General features: G+C 74.4%; 14 protein-coding genes. 11 read left to right on the top strand and 3 right to left on the bottom strand.

Going from position 1 to position 16604, the window contains the following annotated elements:
- Window positions 1-389: 389 nt before the first annotated feature.
- From LIX60_RS12915 to LIX60_RS12905, 3 genes are all read right to left on the bottom strand, one after another.
- The gene (locus LIX60_RS12915) at window positions 390-1049 is read right to left on the bottom strand and encodes a response regulator transcription factor (protein WP_227962748.1); all 660 of its coding nucleotides are present in this window, start codon (window positions 1047-1049) and stop codon (window positions 390-392) included.
- A 226-nt stretch (window positions 1050-1275) separates the two neighbouring features.
- Window positions 1276-2613 (bottom strand): sensor histidine kinase, encoded by a 1338-nt coding sequence (locus LIX60_RS12910; RefSeq protein WP_227962747.1) that lies wholly within the window; start codon window positions 2611-2613, stop codon window positions 1276-1278.
- A 333-nt stretch (window positions 2614-2946) separates the two neighbouring features.
- The gene (locus LIX60_RS12905) at window positions 2947-4179 is read right to left on the bottom strand and encodes a sensor histidine kinase (protein ID WP_227958549.1); all 1233 of its coding nucleotides are present in this window, start codon (window positions 4177-4179) and stop codon (window positions 2947-2949) included.
- A 262-nt stretch (window positions 4180-4441) separates the two neighbouring features.
- Here LIX60_RS12905 and LIX60_RS12900 point away from each other — a divergent pair, with 262 nt between their 5' ends.
- From LIX60_RS12900 to htpX, 11 genes are all read left to right on the top strand, one after another.
- Window positions 4442-4852: an NADH-quinone oxidoreductase subunit A gene (locus LIX60_RS12900; protein ID WP_227958548.1), complete on the top strand. Its 411-nt coding sequence runs from the start codon at window positions 4442-4444 to the stop codon at window positions 4850-4852.
- Window positions 4843-5784, top strand: coding sequence for an NADH-quinone oxidoreductase subunit B (locus LIX60_RS12895; protein ID WP_227958547.1), 942 nt, complete (start codon window positions 4843-4845; stop codon window positions 5782-5784). Before LIX60_RS12900 ends, LIX60_RS12895 begins: the two co-directional genes overlap by 10 nt.
- Window positions 5781-6866, top strand: coding sequence for an NADH-quinone oxidoreductase subunit C (locus LIX60_RS12890; protein ID WP_227958546.1), 1086 nt, complete (start codon window positions 5781-5783; stop codon window positions 6864-6866). The genes LIX60_RS12895 and LIX60_RS12890 overlap by 4 nt, the downstream gene beginning before the upstream one ends.
- Window positions 6863-7828 (top strand): complex I subunit 1 family protein, encoded by a 966-nt coding sequence (locus LIX60_RS12885; RefSeq protein ID WP_227958545.1) that lies wholly within the window; start codon window positions 6863-6865, stop codon window positions 7826-7828. The genes LIX60_RS12890 and LIX60_RS12885 overlap by 4 nt, the downstream gene beginning before the upstream one ends.
- Window positions 7828-8454: an NADH-quinone oxidoreductase subunit I gene (locus LIX60_RS12880; RefSeq protein ID WP_227958544.1), complete on the top strand. Its 627-nt coding sequence runs from the start codon at window positions 7828-7830 to the stop codon at window positions 8452-8454. The genes LIX60_RS12885 and LIX60_RS12880 overlap by 1 nt, the downstream gene beginning before the upstream one ends.
- Window positions 8451-9194: an NADH-quinone oxidoreductase subunit J gene (locus LIX60_RS12875; protein WP_227958543.1), complete on the top strand. Its 744-nt coding sequence runs from the start codon at window positions 8451-8453 to the stop codon at window positions 9192-9194. Before LIX60_RS12880 ends, LIX60_RS12875 begins: the two co-directional genes overlap by 4 nt.
- Window positions 9194-9598, top strand: coding sequence for an NADH-quinone oxidoreductase subunit NuoK (gene nuoK / locus LIX60_RS12870; RefSeq protein WP_227958542.1), 405 nt, complete (start codon window positions 9194-9196; stop codon window positions 9596-9598). Before LIX60_RS12875 ends, nuoK begins: the two co-directional genes overlap by 1 nt.
- The gene (locus LIX60_RS12865; RefSeq protein ID WP_227958541.1) at window positions 9595-11805 is read left to right on the top strand and encodes an NADH-quinone oxidoreductase subunit L; all 2211 of its coding nucleotides are present in this window, start codon (window positions 9595-9597) and stop codon (window positions 11803-11805) included. Before nuoK ends, LIX60_RS12865 begins: the two co-directional genes overlap by 4 nt.
- 30 nt (window positions 11806-11835) lie before the next feature.
- Window positions 11836-13425, top strand: a complete 1590-nt coding sequence (locus LIX60_RS12860; RefSeq protein ID WP_227962746.1) for a NuoM family protein — start codon at window positions 11836-11838, stop codon at window positions 13423-13425.
- Window positions 13422-15071 (top strand): NADH-quinone oxidoreductase subunit N, encoded by a 1650-nt coding sequence (locus LIX60_RS12855; RefSeq protein WP_227958540.1) that lies wholly within the window; start codon window positions 13422-13424, stop codon window positions 15069-15071. Before LIX60_RS12860 ends, LIX60_RS12855 begins: the two co-directional genes overlap by 4 nt.
- A gap of 440 nt (window positions 15072-15511) precedes the next feature.
- On the top strand, window positions 15512-16369 hold the full coding sequence (gene htpX, locus LIX60_RS12850; RefSeq protein ID WP_227958539.1) for a zinc metalloprotease HtpX: 858 nt from the start codon (window positions 15512-15514) through the stop codon (window positions 16367-16369).
- Window positions 16370-16604: the final 235 nt, after the last annotated feature.

The raw sequence follows: 16604 nt of genomic DNA, 5'->3' as shown, positions 1-16604 counted from the left end.
GGTGGTGCTCCTGGCCGGCTGCCTCCGCCTCTCCTTTCTCTCCCGCCTCGGTCCCTCTTCGTGCTTCCCGCGGCCGTTCCCGGCCCGTTCCGTCCCCCGCCGGGGCTCCCGCGGACCGGCCTTCCGGCGGTACCCACCCGCACGCGGGGGCCGCGGCTCGGGCGGACCGCCGCAACGCCCCGCCCGGCCCATGGTCCAACACTCCGGTGGCCGCCTCTCTTCCGCCCCCGCCGGGCGGCCGGGCCGGCGGGGGCGGAGGGGCCGCCCGGGGGCCGCCCGAAGGGCTCGGCCGGGGCCCGCACGCCCGTACGGCCGTACGCCCGTGCACGGCGCGGCCCGCGCCGCGAAGGCCCTCCGGGAGACGGTCAGAACCTGGGACCGGAAGACGGTCAGGACTTCAGATAGGTGAGGACCGCCAGCACCCGGCGGTGATCCCCGTCACTCGGTGAGAGGCCGAGCTTCAGGAAGATGTTGCTCACATGCTTCTCCACCGCGCCGTCGCTCACCACCAACTGGCGCGCGATGGCCGAATTCGTCCGTCCCTCGGCCATCAGCCCCAGCACCTCCCGTTCGCGCGGGGTGAGGATCGCCAGCACGTCCTGCTTGCGGCTGCGGCCCAGGAGCTGGGCCACGACCTCCGGGTCCAGGGCGGTGCCGCCGGCGGCGACGCGCACCACCGCGTCGACGAACTCCCGCACCTCGGCGACCCGGTCCTTGAGCAGATAGCCGACGCCCCGGCTGCTCGCCGCCAGCAACTCGGTCGCGTACTGCTCCTCCACGTACTGCGACAGCACCAGCACCCCCACCCCGGGGTGCTCGCGGCGGAGCCGCACCGCCGCCCGCACGCCCTCGTCGGTGTGGGTGGGCGGCATCCGCACGTCGGCGACCACCACGTCCGGCAGCGCCCCGTCGGCCGCCAGCTCCCCGATGACCTTGAGCAGCGCCTCCGCGTCCCCCACCCCGGCGACGACCTTGTGGCCCCGGTCGGTGAGCAGCCGGGTCAGGCCCTCCCGCAGGAGGACCGAGTCCTCGGCGATGACCACGCGCACCCCGGTGTTCCCCCGCTCCCGTGTCCGTGCCGTCCGTGCCGTGCTGTCCCTGTCGTTCACGTCCTCGTCCCCCAGTTCCGCGATCCCCCGACGGTCGGCACCAGCATCCCAGGTATCGGATACGGGCGCGCGCCTGTCGCCGGCCGGACACGGAGCCGAGGGGGCGGAGCCGCCGGGACGGAACACCGCCGGGACGGGGAAGACCGCCGCGGCGGGCCCCGCCCGGTCAGTCCCTCCAGGGCAGCTCGGCGGTGACCACGGTGCCGCGGCCGGCGGGGGAGTCCACGGCGAGGATCCCGTCCACCGCCTCGACCCGCTCCGCCAGCCCGGCCAGTCCCGTCCCCGGAGCCGGGCCGTCGGCGCTCATGGCCGCCGTCGCACCGCCCGTCCCGTCATCGGAGACCTGGAGCATCAGCCGGTCGCCGGCGCGCCAGATGTCGACGGTGGCCCGGCGGGCGCCGCTGTGTTTGCTGATGTTCTGGAGGAGTTCGGAGACGGTGAAGTAGGCGATGCCCTCGATGGCGGGTGCGGGGCGGTGGGGGAGGTCGGTGGTGACGGTGACGGGGACGGTGCAGCGGGCGGCGAGGTGGGAGAGGGCGGGGCCGAGTCCGCGGTCGGTGAGGATGGCGGGGTGGATGCCGCGGGCGAGGTCGCGGAGTTCGCGGAGGGCGGTTTTCACTTCGCCGTGGGCTTCGTCGACCATTTTGGCGGCGGCTTGGGGGTCTTCGAGGAGTTTTTCCCTGGCGAGGCCGAGGTCCATGGCGAGGGCGACGAGGCGGGCCTGTGCTCCGTCGTGCAGGTCGCGTTCGATGCGGCGCAGGTCGGCGGCGGCCGTGTCCACCACCGTCCCCCGGCCCGACTCCAGCTCCGAGACCCGGGCGGCCAGCCGCGAGGGCCCCAGCAGACCGCCGACCAGCCCCCGGTCCACCATCGTCATCCCGCGGAACACCCACGGCGTTGCCAGGACGACCAGCAGGCCGGCGGCACCCGTCAGCAGGATTTCGAACGGGGTGTCGAGATAGAAGGTGTTGCCGCGCCCGTCGCCGTAGAGCTGGATACCCGACGGCCCTGCGCCGTCCGGCAGGAACCGGAACCAGAGCGGGTAGAGCAGCAGCGACCAGCCGGACGTCCACAGGGAGACCGCCACGGAGAAGCCGAACACCGCCCACGGGAAGTGCACCACGGCGTAGAGCAGATGCCGCCAGGAGACCCCGCTCTTGAGAAGCGCCCCGACCCACGCGAACATCCCGGGAGCCTCCGGACGCACCGGCGCCGGCGCCCCGACGTCCAGGTCCAGCAGCATCCGCGCCCGGCCGCGCTCCACCGCGCCCAGCGCCCGGCAGCCGGCCAGGGCGGCGGCGAGCACGGGGATGCCGAGAAAGGTGACGAGCAGCCCGAGACCGGTGGCCGTCATCGAGACCGCGAAGACGAACATCACCAGCGCCATCGGCAGATTCAGCAGCAGATAGAGGAATTCCCGCCAGGTCCGGCCCTCCAGCGGCGCGCGCAGCGCCGCCGGCAGCCTGCGGACGCGGGTCTCCGATGCGTCGTACGCGGTGGCCATGGTGTCGTCCGTCCGTTCTGCCGTGGTGGCCGCGGGGCCGGTGCCGCGCGGTCCGCCGGGTGGGGGTGGTTCCATGCTGCGGCGGCGGGGACCGGCGGGACCATGGAGCGGGTCGGCGTCCGCGGGTGGGGTTTTCCCCACCGGCGGGGGAGAGGCGGGCCGGGGGAGACGGATGAGGAGGCGGCCGGGGGAGCGCCACGGCCGCCGGTCCGGAGCGGTCCGGAGCGGGCCGGAGCGGGCCTGAGCGGGAGCAGGCCGTAGGGCCGGAAGGGGCGGAAGGGCCGGAAGGGCCGGAGGGGAACCGCCGGGCCCGGGCGGGCCGGTCGGGCGTGCTCAGGCCACCGGCCGCTCGCGCCACGGCAGTTCGGCCGTCACCGTGGTCGGCCCGCCCGGCGGCGAGTCCAGGACGAACAGCCCGTCCACCGCCTCCAGCCGCTCCGCCAGCCCGGTCAGGCCGCTGCCCCCGTCCGGGCTCGCGCCGCCCTTGCCGTCGTCCCGCACCTGGATCAGCAGCCGGTCGCCGCTGCGCCACATCTCCACCCGGGCCGTCCGCGCCCCGCTGTGTTTGCTGATGTTCTGGAGGAGTTCGGAGACGGTGAAGTAGGCGATGCCTTCGATGGCGGGTGCGGGGCGGTGGGGGAGGTCGGTGGTGACGGTGACGGGGACGGTGCAGCGGGCGGCGAGGTGGGAGAGGGCGGGGCCGAGTCCGCGGTCGGTGAGGATGGCGGGGTGGATGCCGCGGGCGAGGTCGCGGAGTTCGCGGAGGGCGGTTTTCACTTCGCCGTGGGCTTCGTCGACCATTTTGGCGGCGGTTTGGGGGTCTTCGAGGAGTTTTTCCCTGGCGAGGCCGAGGTCCATGGCGAGGGCGACGAGGCGGGCCTGTGCTCCGTCGTGCAGGTCGCGTTCGATGCGGCGCAGGTCGGCGGCGGCCGTGTCCACCACCGTCCCCCGGCCCGACTCCAGTTCGGCGATGCGCCGCTCCAGTTCGTCCGAGGGCGACAGCAGCCCCCGCACCATCGCGCGGTCACCGTGCGTCAGCAACCGCGCCGTCCACCCCAGCACGGGCCAGGCGGCGAAGAGGGAGACGAGGGTGACGGTGAAGGTGAGCACCCCCCATGGCAGCCTGATCAGCGAGTACAGCACGGTCCGCCAGCCCACCGGGTCCTTCAGGCTGCTCCACAGCCAGGGGAAGAAACCGCCGTGCGCGCGGCCCCGGATGGGGCTGGGCTCCTCGACCGGCAGGGCCAGCAGCACCCGTGCGCGGGCCCGCTCCAGCTTGCCGAACTGGCGTGCGCCCAGAAGCCCGAGGGCCAGCACCGGCAGACCGATCACCGTCACGGAGAGCGCCGCGCCCGCGTAGAGCCACACCGACACATAGGTGAACCCCGCGACGCCCAGCGGCAGATTGGCGAGGAGATACGCGGTCTCCCGCCAGGTCTGCGCCCCGTACGCGAAGCCGGGCGACGGGAGCCGCTCACCCTCCTCCGGGGCCCGGCCCGTCCCGTCCGCGCGTCCTCCCCGCGGCCCGGGGCGGCGGGTGGCGCGGGGAGCGGAAGTCTCGGTCATGCGCTCAGCCTGCCGGAGGGGGAGGGGCCCACGCCATGGGGACGCCCGGGGGCCGGGGGTGGGGACAACCCCACCGTTCCCCCACCAGGTGCGGTACGGGCTGCTCACACGCGGGCGGGCAGGGCCTAGACTCCCTGCGTACAGATCGTCGGACGGACGGCCGGGAGGGCGCCCGTGCGGACGTCGTGAAGAGAGTGTGGACGGCGTCGGGAAGACGTTCGGACGACGTGGAGAGAACGCAGCCGAGTAACGAGGGGCGGACGTGCTGGAGCCGACCGTACGCACGGCACCTGTCCAGTTGGCGGCGGATTACTTCGAGGGCTACGCGGTCGTCGGCGTGCTCGCCGCCGTCGGGGTGCTCTTCGTCGTCGTGGCGTTCACGGCCGGGCGGTTGCTCCGGCCGGTGGTGCCGACACCGGAGAAGCTGCTGACGTACGAGTGCGGGGTCGACCCCGTGGGCGAGGGCTGGGCGCACACCCAGGTCCGCTACTACGTCTACGCCTTCCTGTACGTGATCTTCGCCGTGGACTCGATCTTCCTGTTCCCGTGGGCGACGATCTTCGCCGCGCCGGGCTTCGGCGGCGTCACGCTGGTGGAGATGTTCGTCTTCCTCGGCTTCCTCGCCGTCGGCCTGCTGTACGCCTGGAAGAAGGGCGTCCTGGAATGGACGTGACGAACACGGCCGGTGGCCCCGGCGGCCCCGCCGAGCACGGTGGCCCCGGCGAGCACGGAGCCCCCGCCGGCCCCGAGTTCCTGCCGGAGCCGCGCCGTCTCGGGGTGCTCTCCCGGCTCGCGCCCGAGCCGATGAAGGTGGTCCTCAACTGGGGCCGCCGCTACAGCCTCTGGGTCTTCAACTTCGGACTCGCCTGCTGCGCGATCGAGTTCATCGCCGCCTCGATGGCCCGGCACGACTTCATCCGGCTCGGCGTGATCCCCTTCGCGCCCGGCCCGCGCCAGGCCGACCTGATGGTGGTCTCCGGCACGGTCACCGACAAGATGGCGCCCGCGGTCCGCCGGCTGTACGAACAGATGCCCGAGCCGAAGTACGTCATCTCCTTCGGCGCCTGCTCCAACTGCGGCGGCCCGTACTGGGACTCGTACTCGGTGACGAAGGGGGTGGACCAGATCATCCCCGTCGACGTGTACGTCCCCGGCTGCCCGCCCCGGCCGGAGGCGCTGCTCCAGGGCATCCTCAAGCTCCAGGAGAAGATCGCGCGGGAGTCGCTGGGCGAGCGGTACGGACCCGGGACCGGCCCGGCCGCCGGGCGCCGCCCCACGGCGGCCCAGCTCCGCAGCGGACCGGTCCCGGCACCGCCCGCCCCGGCGGGGGACGGTACGGACCCGGCCGCGCGAGCGGGTGCCACGGCCGAGCCCACCCCGGCGGCAGCGGCGGCGGAGACCGCCGCCGGCGAGCCGCGCTCCGGCGGCGGCACCGCGGCCGGCACCGCCCCGCCCGAGCCGCCCGCCGACCGCCCGCCCGCCGACCGCCCGCCCGCCGACCGCCCGTCCGCCGCATCCCCGGCGGACGAGGGCCCGGCGGCCGGACCCGGGCACCCCGGCAGCGCGCCGAAGCCGCCGACCGCCCCCGAGGAGGGCGACCGATGACCGAGCCGAACCGGCCCGACGAGGCCGCCGGGCCCGGCGAGGCCGACGGCGGTGCCACCGGCCAGCCGCCCGTGCCGCCCGTCGGCTGGCTGCCCGGGGCCGCCGAAGAACTGTTCGGCGCCGGGGCGACGGCCTCGGACGCCTACGACCTGCTCACCGTCGATGTGCCGGCCGCCTCCTGGGTGCTCGCCCTGGAGATCGCCCGGGACGCGCTCCGCTGCACGTACTTCGACTGGCTGAGCGCCGTGGACGAGCCCGGCACCGGCTTCCGGGTGGCCGCGCACCTCGTCTCCCTGCCCGACGCCGCCTCCGGCACGGGCGTGCGGCGGCTGCTCGTCCGGACCACCGTCCCGCACGACGCCGCCGAACTGCCCACCGCCACGGGCGTGTACGCGGGCGCGGCCTGGCACGAGCGCGAGACGCACGAGATGTTCGGCATCGGCTTCACCGGCCACCCCGGACTGGAGAAGCTGCTGCTCCCCGAGAACTTCGAGGGTCACCCGCTGCGCAAGGACTTCGTCCTGGCGGCCCGGGTCGCCAAGGCGTGGCCGGGAGCCAAGGAGCCCGGCGAGTCCGGGCACGGCGGGCCCAAGCGGCGGCAGATGCTGCCGCCGGGCGTGCCGGACCCGAACGAATGGGGACCGCTGAAGGGCCAGTTGCCCCCGGCGCCCACCCGCGCCGCCCGCGGTGCGCGGGCGGCCGGAGCGGCCGGCCGGGCCGGTGCGGCGGGCGCCGCCGCCCCGGCGGGCGCGGCCGAGCGCGGGCCGCGCCGGGCCCGCAGCGCGAGCGCGGGCTCCGCGAGCCAGCGGGCGGCGGAGCGGGAGGGAACGCCCCCGGACGGCGCGGCGGCCCCGCCCGCGACGGGAACGGACGAGCCCGCCCGGGACACCGGCACGCCGGAGAGCGGCCCGCGCGACAGCGGCCCGCGCGACAGCGGTCGCGCGGCCGGGAAGCGCCCGGCGGGGGAGTCCGCCGGACGGAAGCCGGCGCCGCGCTCCCCGGACGCGCCCTGGCTCAACCCCGGCCCCGACGCGGACTCCGGCCCCGACTCCGGCTCCGACTCCGCGGGAGGCGACTCGTGAGCGACGTGCTCGACGTCGTATGGCGGCTGCTCGCGGTCTTCCTGGCGTTCCTCGTCCTGCCGCTCGTGGTCGGCCAGACCGAACACAAGGTCATGGCCCATATGCAGGGCCGGCTCGGCCCGATGTACGCGGGCGGCTTCCACGGCTGGGCCCAACTGGTCGCGGACGGCGTCAAGTTCGCGCAGAAGGAGGACATCGTCCCGGCGCGGGCCGACCGGCGCGTCTTCCAGCTCGCGCCCGCCGTCGCGCTGCTGCCGTATCTGCTGGTGCTGGTCGCCATCCCGGTCGGTCCGGGGGACGCCGTCGGCCAGTCCCTGGACGCGGGCATCTTCTTCGTGCTGGCGGTGCTGGGCGTCGGCGTGCTCGGCTCGCTGATGGGCGGCTGGGCGTCGGCGAACAAGTTCTCGCTGCTCGGCGGGCTCCGCACGGCCGCCCAGCTGCTGGCGTACGAGCTGCCGATGCTGCTGGCCGCCGCCTCCGTGGCGATGGCCGCCGGGACGGTGTCGCTCACCGGCATCGTGGACGGCTTCCAGTGGTGGTGGGTGCCGTGGCAGATCACCGGCGCGCTGGTGTTCTTCACGGCCGGGCTCGCGGAGCTGCAGCGGCCGCCGTTCGACATGCCGGTGGCCGACTCCGAGATCATCTTCGGCGCGTACACCGAGTACACCGGGCTGCGCTTCGCGCTGTTCCTGCTCGCCGAGTACGCGGGGATCGTCGTCCTCTGCGCGCTGACCGCCGTGCTCTTCCTCGGCGGCTGGCACGGGCCGTTCGCGGCCGACGGACTCGGCTGGGTCTGGACCCTGCTCAAGACCGGGCTGCTCGCGTTCGTCGTCATCTGGCTGCGGGTCAGCTACCCGAGGCTCCGCGAGGACCAGTTGCAGAAGCTCGCCTGGACCGTGCTCGTCCCGCTCGCGCTCGCCCAGATCGCGCTCACCGGTGTCGTCAAGGTGGTGATTTCCTGATGTCCCCCATGCCGGGCAGCGGCCTCGCCAAGGGGCTGGCCGTGACACTGCGGACGATGACGCGGCGCGCGCACACCGCCCGTTACCCGGATGTGCAGCCCGAACTGCCGCCGCGCTCGCGCGGTGTGATCGGGCTGTTCGAGGAGAACTGCACGGTCTGCATGCTCTGCGCCCGGGAGTGCCCGGACTGGTGCATCTACATCGACTCGCACAAGGAGACGGTGCCCCCGGCCGCGCCGGGCGGGCGCGAACGCAGCCGCAATGTGCTCGACCGGTTCGCCATCGACTTCGCGCTCTGCATGTACTGCGGCATCTGCATCGAGGTCTGCCCCTTCGACGCGCTGTTCTGGTCACCGGAGTTCGAGTACGCCGAGACCGACATCCTCGAACTCACCCACGAGCGCGACAAGCTCCGCGAGTGGATGTGGACGGTGCCCGCTCCGCCCGCGCTCGACGCGGCGGCCGAGGAGCCGAAGGAGATCGCGGCGGCCCGCAAGACCGCCGACAAGATCGCGGCGGCCGAGCAGGCGGCCGAGGCCGAGCAGGCGGCGGGCGGACAGGCGGCGGGCGGACAGCAGCCGGGCCGGCCCGAGCAGCCGGAGCAGCGGCGGGAGGGCGGCGCATGACCGGGACCGGTCCGGCGCTTCTCGCCGCGGGAACCCTGGCCGCCGCCGAGCAGACCCGGGGCTTCCTGTCGCCCTCCGGTGTGGAGATCGCCTTCCTGCTGGTCGGCCTGGTCACCCTGGGCGCGGCCGTCGTCACCGTCACCACCCGGCAACTGGTGCACGCCGCGCTCTGGCTGGTGGTGGCGCTCGGCGGACTGGCCGTCGAGTACCTGCTGCTGACGGCCGAGTTCATCGCCTGGGTGCAGGTGCTGATCTATGTGGGCTCGGTGGTGGTCCTGCTGCTCTTCGGGCTGATGCTGACCAGGGCGCCCATCGGCCGTTCCCCGGACGCGGATTCGGGCAACCGCCCGGTCGCCCTGGCGGTCGCCTCGGTGGCCGCGGTGACCCTGGTCTGGGTGGTCGCGGACGCCTTCCGCACCACCTGGATCGACCTCGGCGGGCCCGCGCGGGGCAGCACGGAGGCCTCCGGCCGGATGCTGTTCAGCCACTGGGTGCTGCCGTTCGAGGCACTGTCCGTGCTGCTGCTCGCCGCCCTCGTGGGGGCGATCGTCCTCTCCCGCAGAAACGGCACCCCGGCCACTCCGCCGGCCGGCCCCGGCACCCCGCCCCCGGGCCGGGCCGGAAACACCACCGGCCGCGGCGGTGCCGGCAGCAGTGCCGGCAGCACGCGTGGCAGCAGCGCCGGGAACGGCGGCGGCACCGGCCGGAACGGCGACCGGGACGACAAGGAGCAGGGCTGATGCATCTCGCCTATCCCGCCGTGCTGGCCGTCCTCCTCTTCTGCACCGGCCTCTACGGCGTCCTCGCCCGGCGCAACGCGATCCTGGTCCTCATGTCGGTGGAGCTGATGCTCAACGCCGTCAACCTCAACCTGGTCGCCTTCGACGTCTGGCTCCGCGACACCCTGCACGCCGGGCAGGCGCTGACCCTCTTCACCATCACCATCGCCGCCGCCGAGATCGGCATCGGCCTCGCCATCGTCCTCCTCGTGTACCGCAACCGGGGAAGCTCCGACATCGACCGGCTCCGGGACACCGCCGAACCCGGCGGACCCGGCCCGGACACCGACCCGGACGGGACCACCGCCGCGGCGGCGGACGGCACCCAGCAGGCACCGGAACAGAAGGCAGAGGCCGCCGCGTGACGACCACGACCCTTGCCGTCCTCGTCCCCCTCCTGCCGTTCCTCGGCGCCGCGGCGATCCTGCTCACCGGCCGGCGGGCCCCCGGCTTCGTGCGGCCCCTCGCCGTGCTGCCGACCCTCGCGGCCGCGATCCTGGCCGGGTTCACCGCCGTGCGGCAGGGCGGCGGCGAGGCCCTGGACGCCGGGACCCGGCTGACGCCCACCGGATCCGTCCCGATCGATCTCGCCCTGCACCTGGACGGGTTCGCGGTGCTGGTCGCCGTGCTCGTCGGCACCGTCGCCACCTGTGTGCAGCTCTACTCGACCGGCTACCTCCGGGACGACCCCCGCTACGCCTCCTACGCCGCCCTGGTCTCCCTCTTCACCGCCGCGATGCTGCTCGTCGTCTACTCCGGCGATCTGATGGTGCTGCTGGTCGGCTGGGAGATCATGGGCATCTGCTCGTACTTCCTGGTCGGCCACTACTGGGAGACGGAAGCCGCCCGCGCCGCCTCCCTCAAGGCGTTCCTCGTCACCAAGCTCGGTGACGTCCCGCTCCTCATCGGCCTGTTCGCGCTCGCCGACGAGGCCGGCACCTTCCGTATCAGCGGCGTCCTCACCGCGGCCTCCTCCGGTGACGGACTCGCCCACCCCACCCTGATCGCGCTGCTGCTGCTCGCGGGTGTGGCGGGCAAGTCCGCGCAGTTCCCGCTCCACACCTGGCTGCCCGACGCGATGGCCGGCCCCACGCCGGTCTCCGCGCTGATCCACGCCGCGACGATGGTCGCCGCGGGTGTCTACTTCGTCGCCCGGCTGCTGCCGGTCTTCACCTCCTCCGCCGTCGCGCTCGTCGTCCTCGGGCTGATGGCCGCCGTGACGATGGCCGGCTCCGCGCTCGCCGCCCTCGCCCAGGACGACATCAAACGCGTCCTTGCCTACTCCACCCTCGGCCAGCTCGGCTATATGACCGGGGCCCTGGCCGTCGGCGAGCGCGGTGCCGCCGTCTTCCACCTCCTCACCCACGGAGCGTTCAAGGCCCTCCTCTTCCTCGGCGCGGGCGTGCTCATCCACGTCGCCGGGACCAACTCGCTCGCCGCCATGTCCCGGATGCCAGAGCTGCGCCGGCGCGCGCCCGACGCCTTCTGGACGATGACGGTCGCGCTGCTGGCGCTGGCCGCCGTCCCGCCGTTCAGCGGCTTCTTCTCCAAGGAGGCCGTGCTGGGCGCCGCCGAGCACACCGCCCTCGGCGACTCCCCGGGCATCCCGGCCGCCGCGGGCTGGATCGTGCTCGCCGCCGGCCTGCTCACCGCCCTCCTCACCGCCGCCTACGCCACCCGTCTCTGGCTCCTCATGGGCGTCCCCGGCGCCCGCGCGTCCGCCGTCACCCCGGACGCCGCTCCGGCCGCGGCTCCGGGCGCCACCCCGGCCACCATCCCGGCCGCCGGCCGGGGTACGGAGCCGGCCGCGGCCACCGTCCCGGACGACGGCGAGGAGGCGCGCCCCGCACCGGCCGGCGCCGGCCCGGCCGGGGAACCCGGTGCGGCCGGCGCCCCCGGTCTCACGCCCGGTGCCCCGCACCACGGCCCCACGCCCGTGGTCATGAACGCCGTGCTCTGGGTGCTGTTCCTCCCCGCGGCCGGGCTCGGCGCCGCCGTGGGGTGGCTGCCCCGCTGGTTCGACGGCGACTCGCTCGCCCCGACCCTGGTCACCTCCGTCCTCGGTACCGGACTCGCCCTCGTCGGCATCCTCCTCACCTACGCCACCTGGCGGCACACCACCGCGCTGGCCCGCCCGGCGGCCCGCCCCTTCCCGGCGGCGGCCGTGCCCGCGCACCCCGGGACCGGGGAGCCCGCCCGCTCCGAGGCGGAGGCCATCGCCACCCACGAACCGGCCTACGGGGACATCGCCTCCGCCCCCGACCCCGCCGACCCCGGACGGCTCCTCCTCGGCCCGCTGCACCGCCACGCCGCCGCCGGCTTCCACCTCGACCGGCTCTACTCCGCGGTCTTCGTCCGCCCCGTCCGCGCCGCCGCACGCCTGGTGAACTTCCTCGACCGCGAGGTCGTCGAGACCTACGTCCGCGGTGCCGCCGCCGGACCGGGCCTCCTGGGCGCCGCCGTCCGCCGTGCCCAGACCGGCAATGTGCAGACCTATCTGGGCGCCCTGCTCGCGGGCTCCGTCGTCCTGGCCGTAGCCGCCGTCCTCGTCGCCACCGGAACCGGAGCGTGACCCGTGAGTGGCCTGCTCAATGACACCGTGATGCGGTACCTCCTCGTCGCGATCGTCCTTCTCCCCCTGCTCGGCTCCGCCGCCGCCCTGCTCCCCGCGCCCCCCGGACTCAGGGGCCGCGACCCGGAACAGGCCGTGCTCCGCCACGGCGTCACCGTCACCGGCGCCGTCCTGCTGCTGTCCATCGCCCTGGCCGCGGGCTTCGACCGCGATGACCCGGCGCGCATGCAGGCCACCACGGACGTCAGCTGGATCCCCGCCCTGGACACCCGGATCCACCTGGGCGTCGACGGTGTCTCGCTCCCCCTTCTCGTGCTGACCTCGCTGCTGACCTTCCTCTGCGCGGTCCACGCCTACTACCGCGGGCCCGGCGGAACCCCGGACGCCTCCGGCGCTTCCTCTTCTTCTGCAAAGGGGTATGTGGCGCTGCTCCTCCTCCTGGAGGGCGGCACCCTCGCCACCTTCGCCGTCCTCGACCTGCTCCTCTTCTTCCTGGCCTTCGAGACCGTCCTCATCCCGATGTACTTCCTCATCGCCCGCTGGGGCGGCGAGGGCCGGGAACGGGCGGCCTGGAAGTTCATCCTCTACACGCTGCTCGGCTCCGTCGTGATGCTGCTCGGCCTCCTCCTCCTCGGACTCCGCGGCGGCACGTTCGACATGGTGGCACTCGCCACTGACAACGGGTCGTCGATCGGTCACACCACGCAACTGATCGCGGTCCTCGCCATCGGCATCGGCCTCGCCGTGAAGACCCCGATGTGGCCGCTGCACAGCTGGCTCCCCGACGCCCACACCGCCGCCCCCACCACCGGCTCGGTGCTCCTCGCCGGCGTCCTGCTGAAGATGGGCACCTACGGCTTCGTCCGCATCGCGCTGCCCATCGCCCCCGACGGGATGCTGACCCTCGCCCCGTATCTGGCCGCCTTCGCCGCCGCCGGCATCGTCTACGGGTCCCTCGCCTGCCTGGCCCTGGCGCGCAGCGGCGCGGGCGGCGACCTGAAACGCCTGATCGCCTACTCCTCCGTCGGCCACATGGGCTTCGTGCTGCTGGGCATCGCCACCCTCACCCCCACCGGGGTCAACGGCGCGCTGTTCGCCAACGTCGCCCACGGCCTGATCACCGGCCTCCTCTTCTTCCTCGTCGGCGCGGTCAAGGAGCGCTACGGCACCGCTGACCTGGACCGTCTCGCCGGCGTCTCCGGGGGCGCCCTCTACGGCCGCGCCCCCCGCCTCGGCGGGCTGCTCGCCTTCGCCGCCGTCGCGTCCCTCGGCCTCCCCGGACTCGCGGGGTTCTGGGGCGAGATGCTGACCCTCTTCGGGGCCTTCCGGCCCGCCGAGGGCCTGAGCCGCCCCGCCTTCCTCGTCTTCATGTCGGTGGGGGCCTTCGGCACCCTGCTCACCGCCGCCTATCTGCTCGTCGTCGTCCGCCGCGTCTGCATGGGCGACGGACCCGACGGCGGCGAGGCCGCACCCCCTGTGTTCACCGACGTCCGTGGCCACGAGTTCGCCGCCTGGACCCCGCTCGTCGTCCTCACCGTCCTCGCCGGCCTCTGGCCCGCCGTCCTCCTCGGCCTGAGCGATCCGGCCGTGCAGACGCTCCTGACCGGAGGCAGCCGATGACCTCCCTCGTCCAGTCCGTCGACTGGCTCGCGATCGCCCCGCCCGCCATCGCCGCCGGTGCCGCCCTGGTGGTGCTCGTCGCCGACCTCTTCCTCCCCGAGCGCCGCAAGCCGCTACTCGGCGCCCTCGCGCTCGCGGGCCTCGTCCTCGCGGCGCTGTCGCTGCTGCCGCTGCTCGACGGCGACCGGCGCACCTTCTGCCTCACCACCGCGCCGGACACCTGCAGTTACGCGGCCGACCCGTTCGCTCTCGCCCTTCAGTTCCTCGTGCTGGGCGGGGCGCTGCTGACGGCCCTGCTGTCGGTGCACACCATCCGGGACCTCGGCCTTCCCGCCGGCGAGTACTGGTTCCTGCTGCTCGCCTCGGCCGCCGGTGCAGCCCTGCTCCCCGCCTCGCGCGATCTGGCGACGCTGGTCGTCGCCCTGGAGGTCGCCTCCCTGCCCGCCTTCGCCCTCGTCGGCCTGCGCCGCGGGAGCCGGCTCTCCTCGGAGGCGGCGCTCAAGTTCTTCCTGTCGTCCGTGGCCGCCACCGCCGTCATGCTGCTCGGCGTGAGCTTCGTCTACGCGGCCACCGGCTCGATGCACCTCTCACGGGTCGCGGGCGGCCTCGACGCGGTGCCCGCACAGCTGTCCACCCTCGCCACCGCGGGTGTCGCCCTCACCCTCGTCGGCTTCGCCTTCAAGACGGCCGCCGCGCCCTTCCACTTCTGGGTGCCCGACACCTATGTGGGCGCGCCGGTGCCCGTCGCGGGCTATCTGTCGGTGGTCGGCAAGGCGGCCGGGTTCTCCGGGCTGATCCTGGTGGCCGTACTGGCGTTCCCCTCGCACGCGGAGGTCTGGGGCCCGGTCGTCGCCGTGCTGGCCGCGCTCACCATGACGGCCGGCAACGCGGCCGCGCTGCGCCAGAACCCCGGCCGCGCGCACAGCGCCGTCCGCCTGCTGGCCTGGTCGTCCGTCGGCCAGGCCGGTTACCTCCTGGTGCCGATCGCCGCCGCCGCGTACACGGACGACCCGAACGACGCCATCGGCACCACCGTCGCCTACGCCCTGATGTACGCGGTGGTGAACCTCGGTGCCTTCGGCGTCACCGCCCTGGTCGCCCGCACGCACCCGGAGGGCCGGATCACCGACTTCCGGGGCCTGTGGGCCGCCCGGCCACTGGCCGCGCTCTCCCTCGGCTTCTTCCTGCTCGCCCTCGCGGGGCTGCCGCCGGGGATCATCGGGCTCTTCGCCAAGGTGGCGGTCTTCTCGGCGGCGGTCGAGGCCGGGCTCGGCTGGCTCGCGGTCGTCATGGCCGTGAACGTCGTGATCGCGCTCTACTACTACCTCCGCTGGACGGCGGTCCTCTTCCGCGCCCCCGCCCCGGAGCCGGCCGCGGAGCCGGTCCAGGCCGGGGCTCCGGGGGGTACGGCGGAGACGGCGGCCGCTGCGGCACCGGAGCCTGCTGCCGGTGGACTCGCGGCCACCCCGTCCGCCCCGTCCGCCCCGGCCACCGCTTCCGTCGCCGCCCCGGCCGTCACACCGGCCCGGCCGCCGCGGGCCCCGGCTCCCCTCGCCGCCGCCATCGGCCTCGCCGCCGTCCTGGGCATCGCTCTCTCCGGCGCACCGCAGCTCGTCCTGCGCTTCGCCACCGCCGCACTGCTGTGAGCTGACGGGGGCCCGCCCGGCACGGCACGGGCAGGCGGGCGGGACGCGGCCGGTCCCCGCGCGGGCAGCGCACGGGCAGTGCAGGGCAGTGCGCGGGCCACCGTCCGCCACGCCGGCAGGTCCCGGCGGCCAGGCACTCGTACGGCCCTCCCCGGCGCGTCCCGGAGCGGCCGTGAAGGGCTTCGCACACGCGCTCACCGGGCCGTCCGTCCTGCTCCTCGGGGGCGCACGCCGGAGCGCGCTCCTCGCGGTCACGGGCCCGGCGAGCCGCGGCCCCGGTCGGCCGGACGCCCCCGCGCTCGCCCCGCGGTGCCCGTGCACCCCCGCGGCCACCTGGGAACTCACCACCCCCGCCCGGCGTTGACCGGGAAGGACAGGGGCCACTGGAAGGTGGAGCACAGAGCGGCAAGTTCCCCACCACAGCACCAGGAGGGCGTACCGTGCACCGCCGGCACAACGGGCTGAAGACCGCCGTACTCCTCGGTGCGCTGTCGGCACTGATCATCGCCATCGGTGGCCTCTTCGGCCGTACGGGTCTCGTCGTCGCGGTGCTCGTGGCGCTCGGTACCAACGCCTACGCGTACTGGAACAGCGACAAGCTCGCCCTGCGCGCGATGCGGGCCCGGCCCGTGAGCGAGTTCGAGGCCCCGCAGCTCTACCGCATCGTCCGTGAACTCTCCACCGCCGCGCGGCAGCCCATGCCGCGGCTCTACATCTCCCCGACCCAGGCACCGAACGCGTTTGCGACCGGCCGCAATCCGCGCCATGCGGCCGTCTGCTGTACCGACGGCATCCTCCGCATCCTCACCGAGCGCGAGCTGCGCGGTGTCCTCGGCCATGAGCTGAGCCACGTCTACAACCGCGACATCCTGATCTCCTCGGTCGCCGGTGGCCTCGCCTCCGTCGTGATGTTCCTGGTGAACTTCGCCTGGCTGATCCCGTTCGGCCGCACCGACGACGACGAGGGCCCCGGCCTCTTCGGCTTCCTGCTGATCATGCTGCTGGGCCCGCTCGCGGCCTCCCTCATCCAGCTCGCCGTCAGCCGGTCCCGTGAATACGAGGCCGACGCGTCGGGCGCCGGGATGACCGGTGACCCGCTGGCCCTGGCCAGCGCCCTCCGCAAGCTCGACGCGGGAACGAAGCAGCTGCCGCTGCCCCCCGAACCGCGTCTGGAGACGGCGAGCCACATGATGATCGTCAACCCGTTCCGCCCCGGCACGGTGTCGAAACTCTTCTCGACCCATCCGCCGATGGCCGAGCGCGTGGCCCGGCTGGAGCGCATGGCGGGCGGCCGCTGACGGGACCGCCCGTCCCGCCCGCCCCGTGCCCCCGGATTCCGGCGCCGCATCCCGAAGCGGACGGCGAACGAACATGATCGGCTGCCCCGCCGTGGAGGGCCGCCCCTTTTTCCCGTGATGACCCCGGCGTACGATCCCGAATTACGCTGCGCTGCCCCGTAACTCCGTACCGGCCGCGACAGGCCGCGACAGGCCGCGAGAGGCGCGAGAAGGCGCACCGCGTACTCGGCGCCGC

Source organism: Streptomyces sp. S07_1.15 (assembly GCF_020739505.1).
Lineage (GTDB): Bacteria > Actinomycetota > Actinomycetes > Streptomycetales > Streptomycetaceae > Streptomyces > Streptomyces xinghaiensis.
Note: the sequence above shows the minus strand (reverse complement) of the source record. Positions and strands in the feature narration are given on the sequence as shown.

Excerpts from the sequence above, each read along its gene's own strand:
- LIX60_RS12910 (WP_227962747.1), bottom strand. The coding sequence starts at position 2,613 with ATGGCCACCGCGTACGACGCATCGGAGACCCGCGTCCGCAGGCTGCCG.
- LIX60_RS12905 (WP_227958549.1), bottom strand. The coding sequence starts at position 4,179 with ATGACCGAGACTTCCGCTCCCCGCGCCACCCGCCGCCCCGGGCCGCGG.
- LIX60_RS12895 (WP_227958547.1), top strand. The coding sequence starts at position 4,843 with ATGGACGTGACGAACACGGCCGGTGGCCCCGGCGGCCCCGCCGAGCAC.
- LIX60_RS12890 (WP_227958546.1), top strand. The coding sequence starts at position 5,781 with ATGACCGAGCCGAACCGGCCCGACGAGGCCGCCGGGCCCGGCGAGGCC.
- LIX60_RS12880 (WP_227958544.1), top strand. The coding sequence starts at position 7,828 with ATGTCCCCCATGCCGGGCAGCGGCCTCGCCAAGGGGCTGGCCGTGACA.
- LIX60_RS12875 (WP_227958543.1), top strand. The coding sequence starts at position 8,451 with ATGACCGGGACCGGTCCGGCGCTTCTCGCCGCGGGAACCCTGGCCGCC.
- nuoK (WP_227958542.1), top strand. The coding sequence starts at position 9,194 with ATGCATCTCGCCTATCCCGCCGTGCTGGCCGTCCTCCTCTTCTGCACC.
- LIX60_RS12860 (WP_227962746.1), top strand. The coding sequence starts at position 11,836 with ATGCGGTACCTCCTCGTCGCGATCGTCCTTCTCCCCCTGCTCGGCTCC.
- LIX60_RS12855 (WP_227958540.1), top strand. The coding sequence starts at position 13,422 with ATGACCTCCCTCGTCCAGTCCGTCGACTGGCTCGCGATCGCCCCGCCC.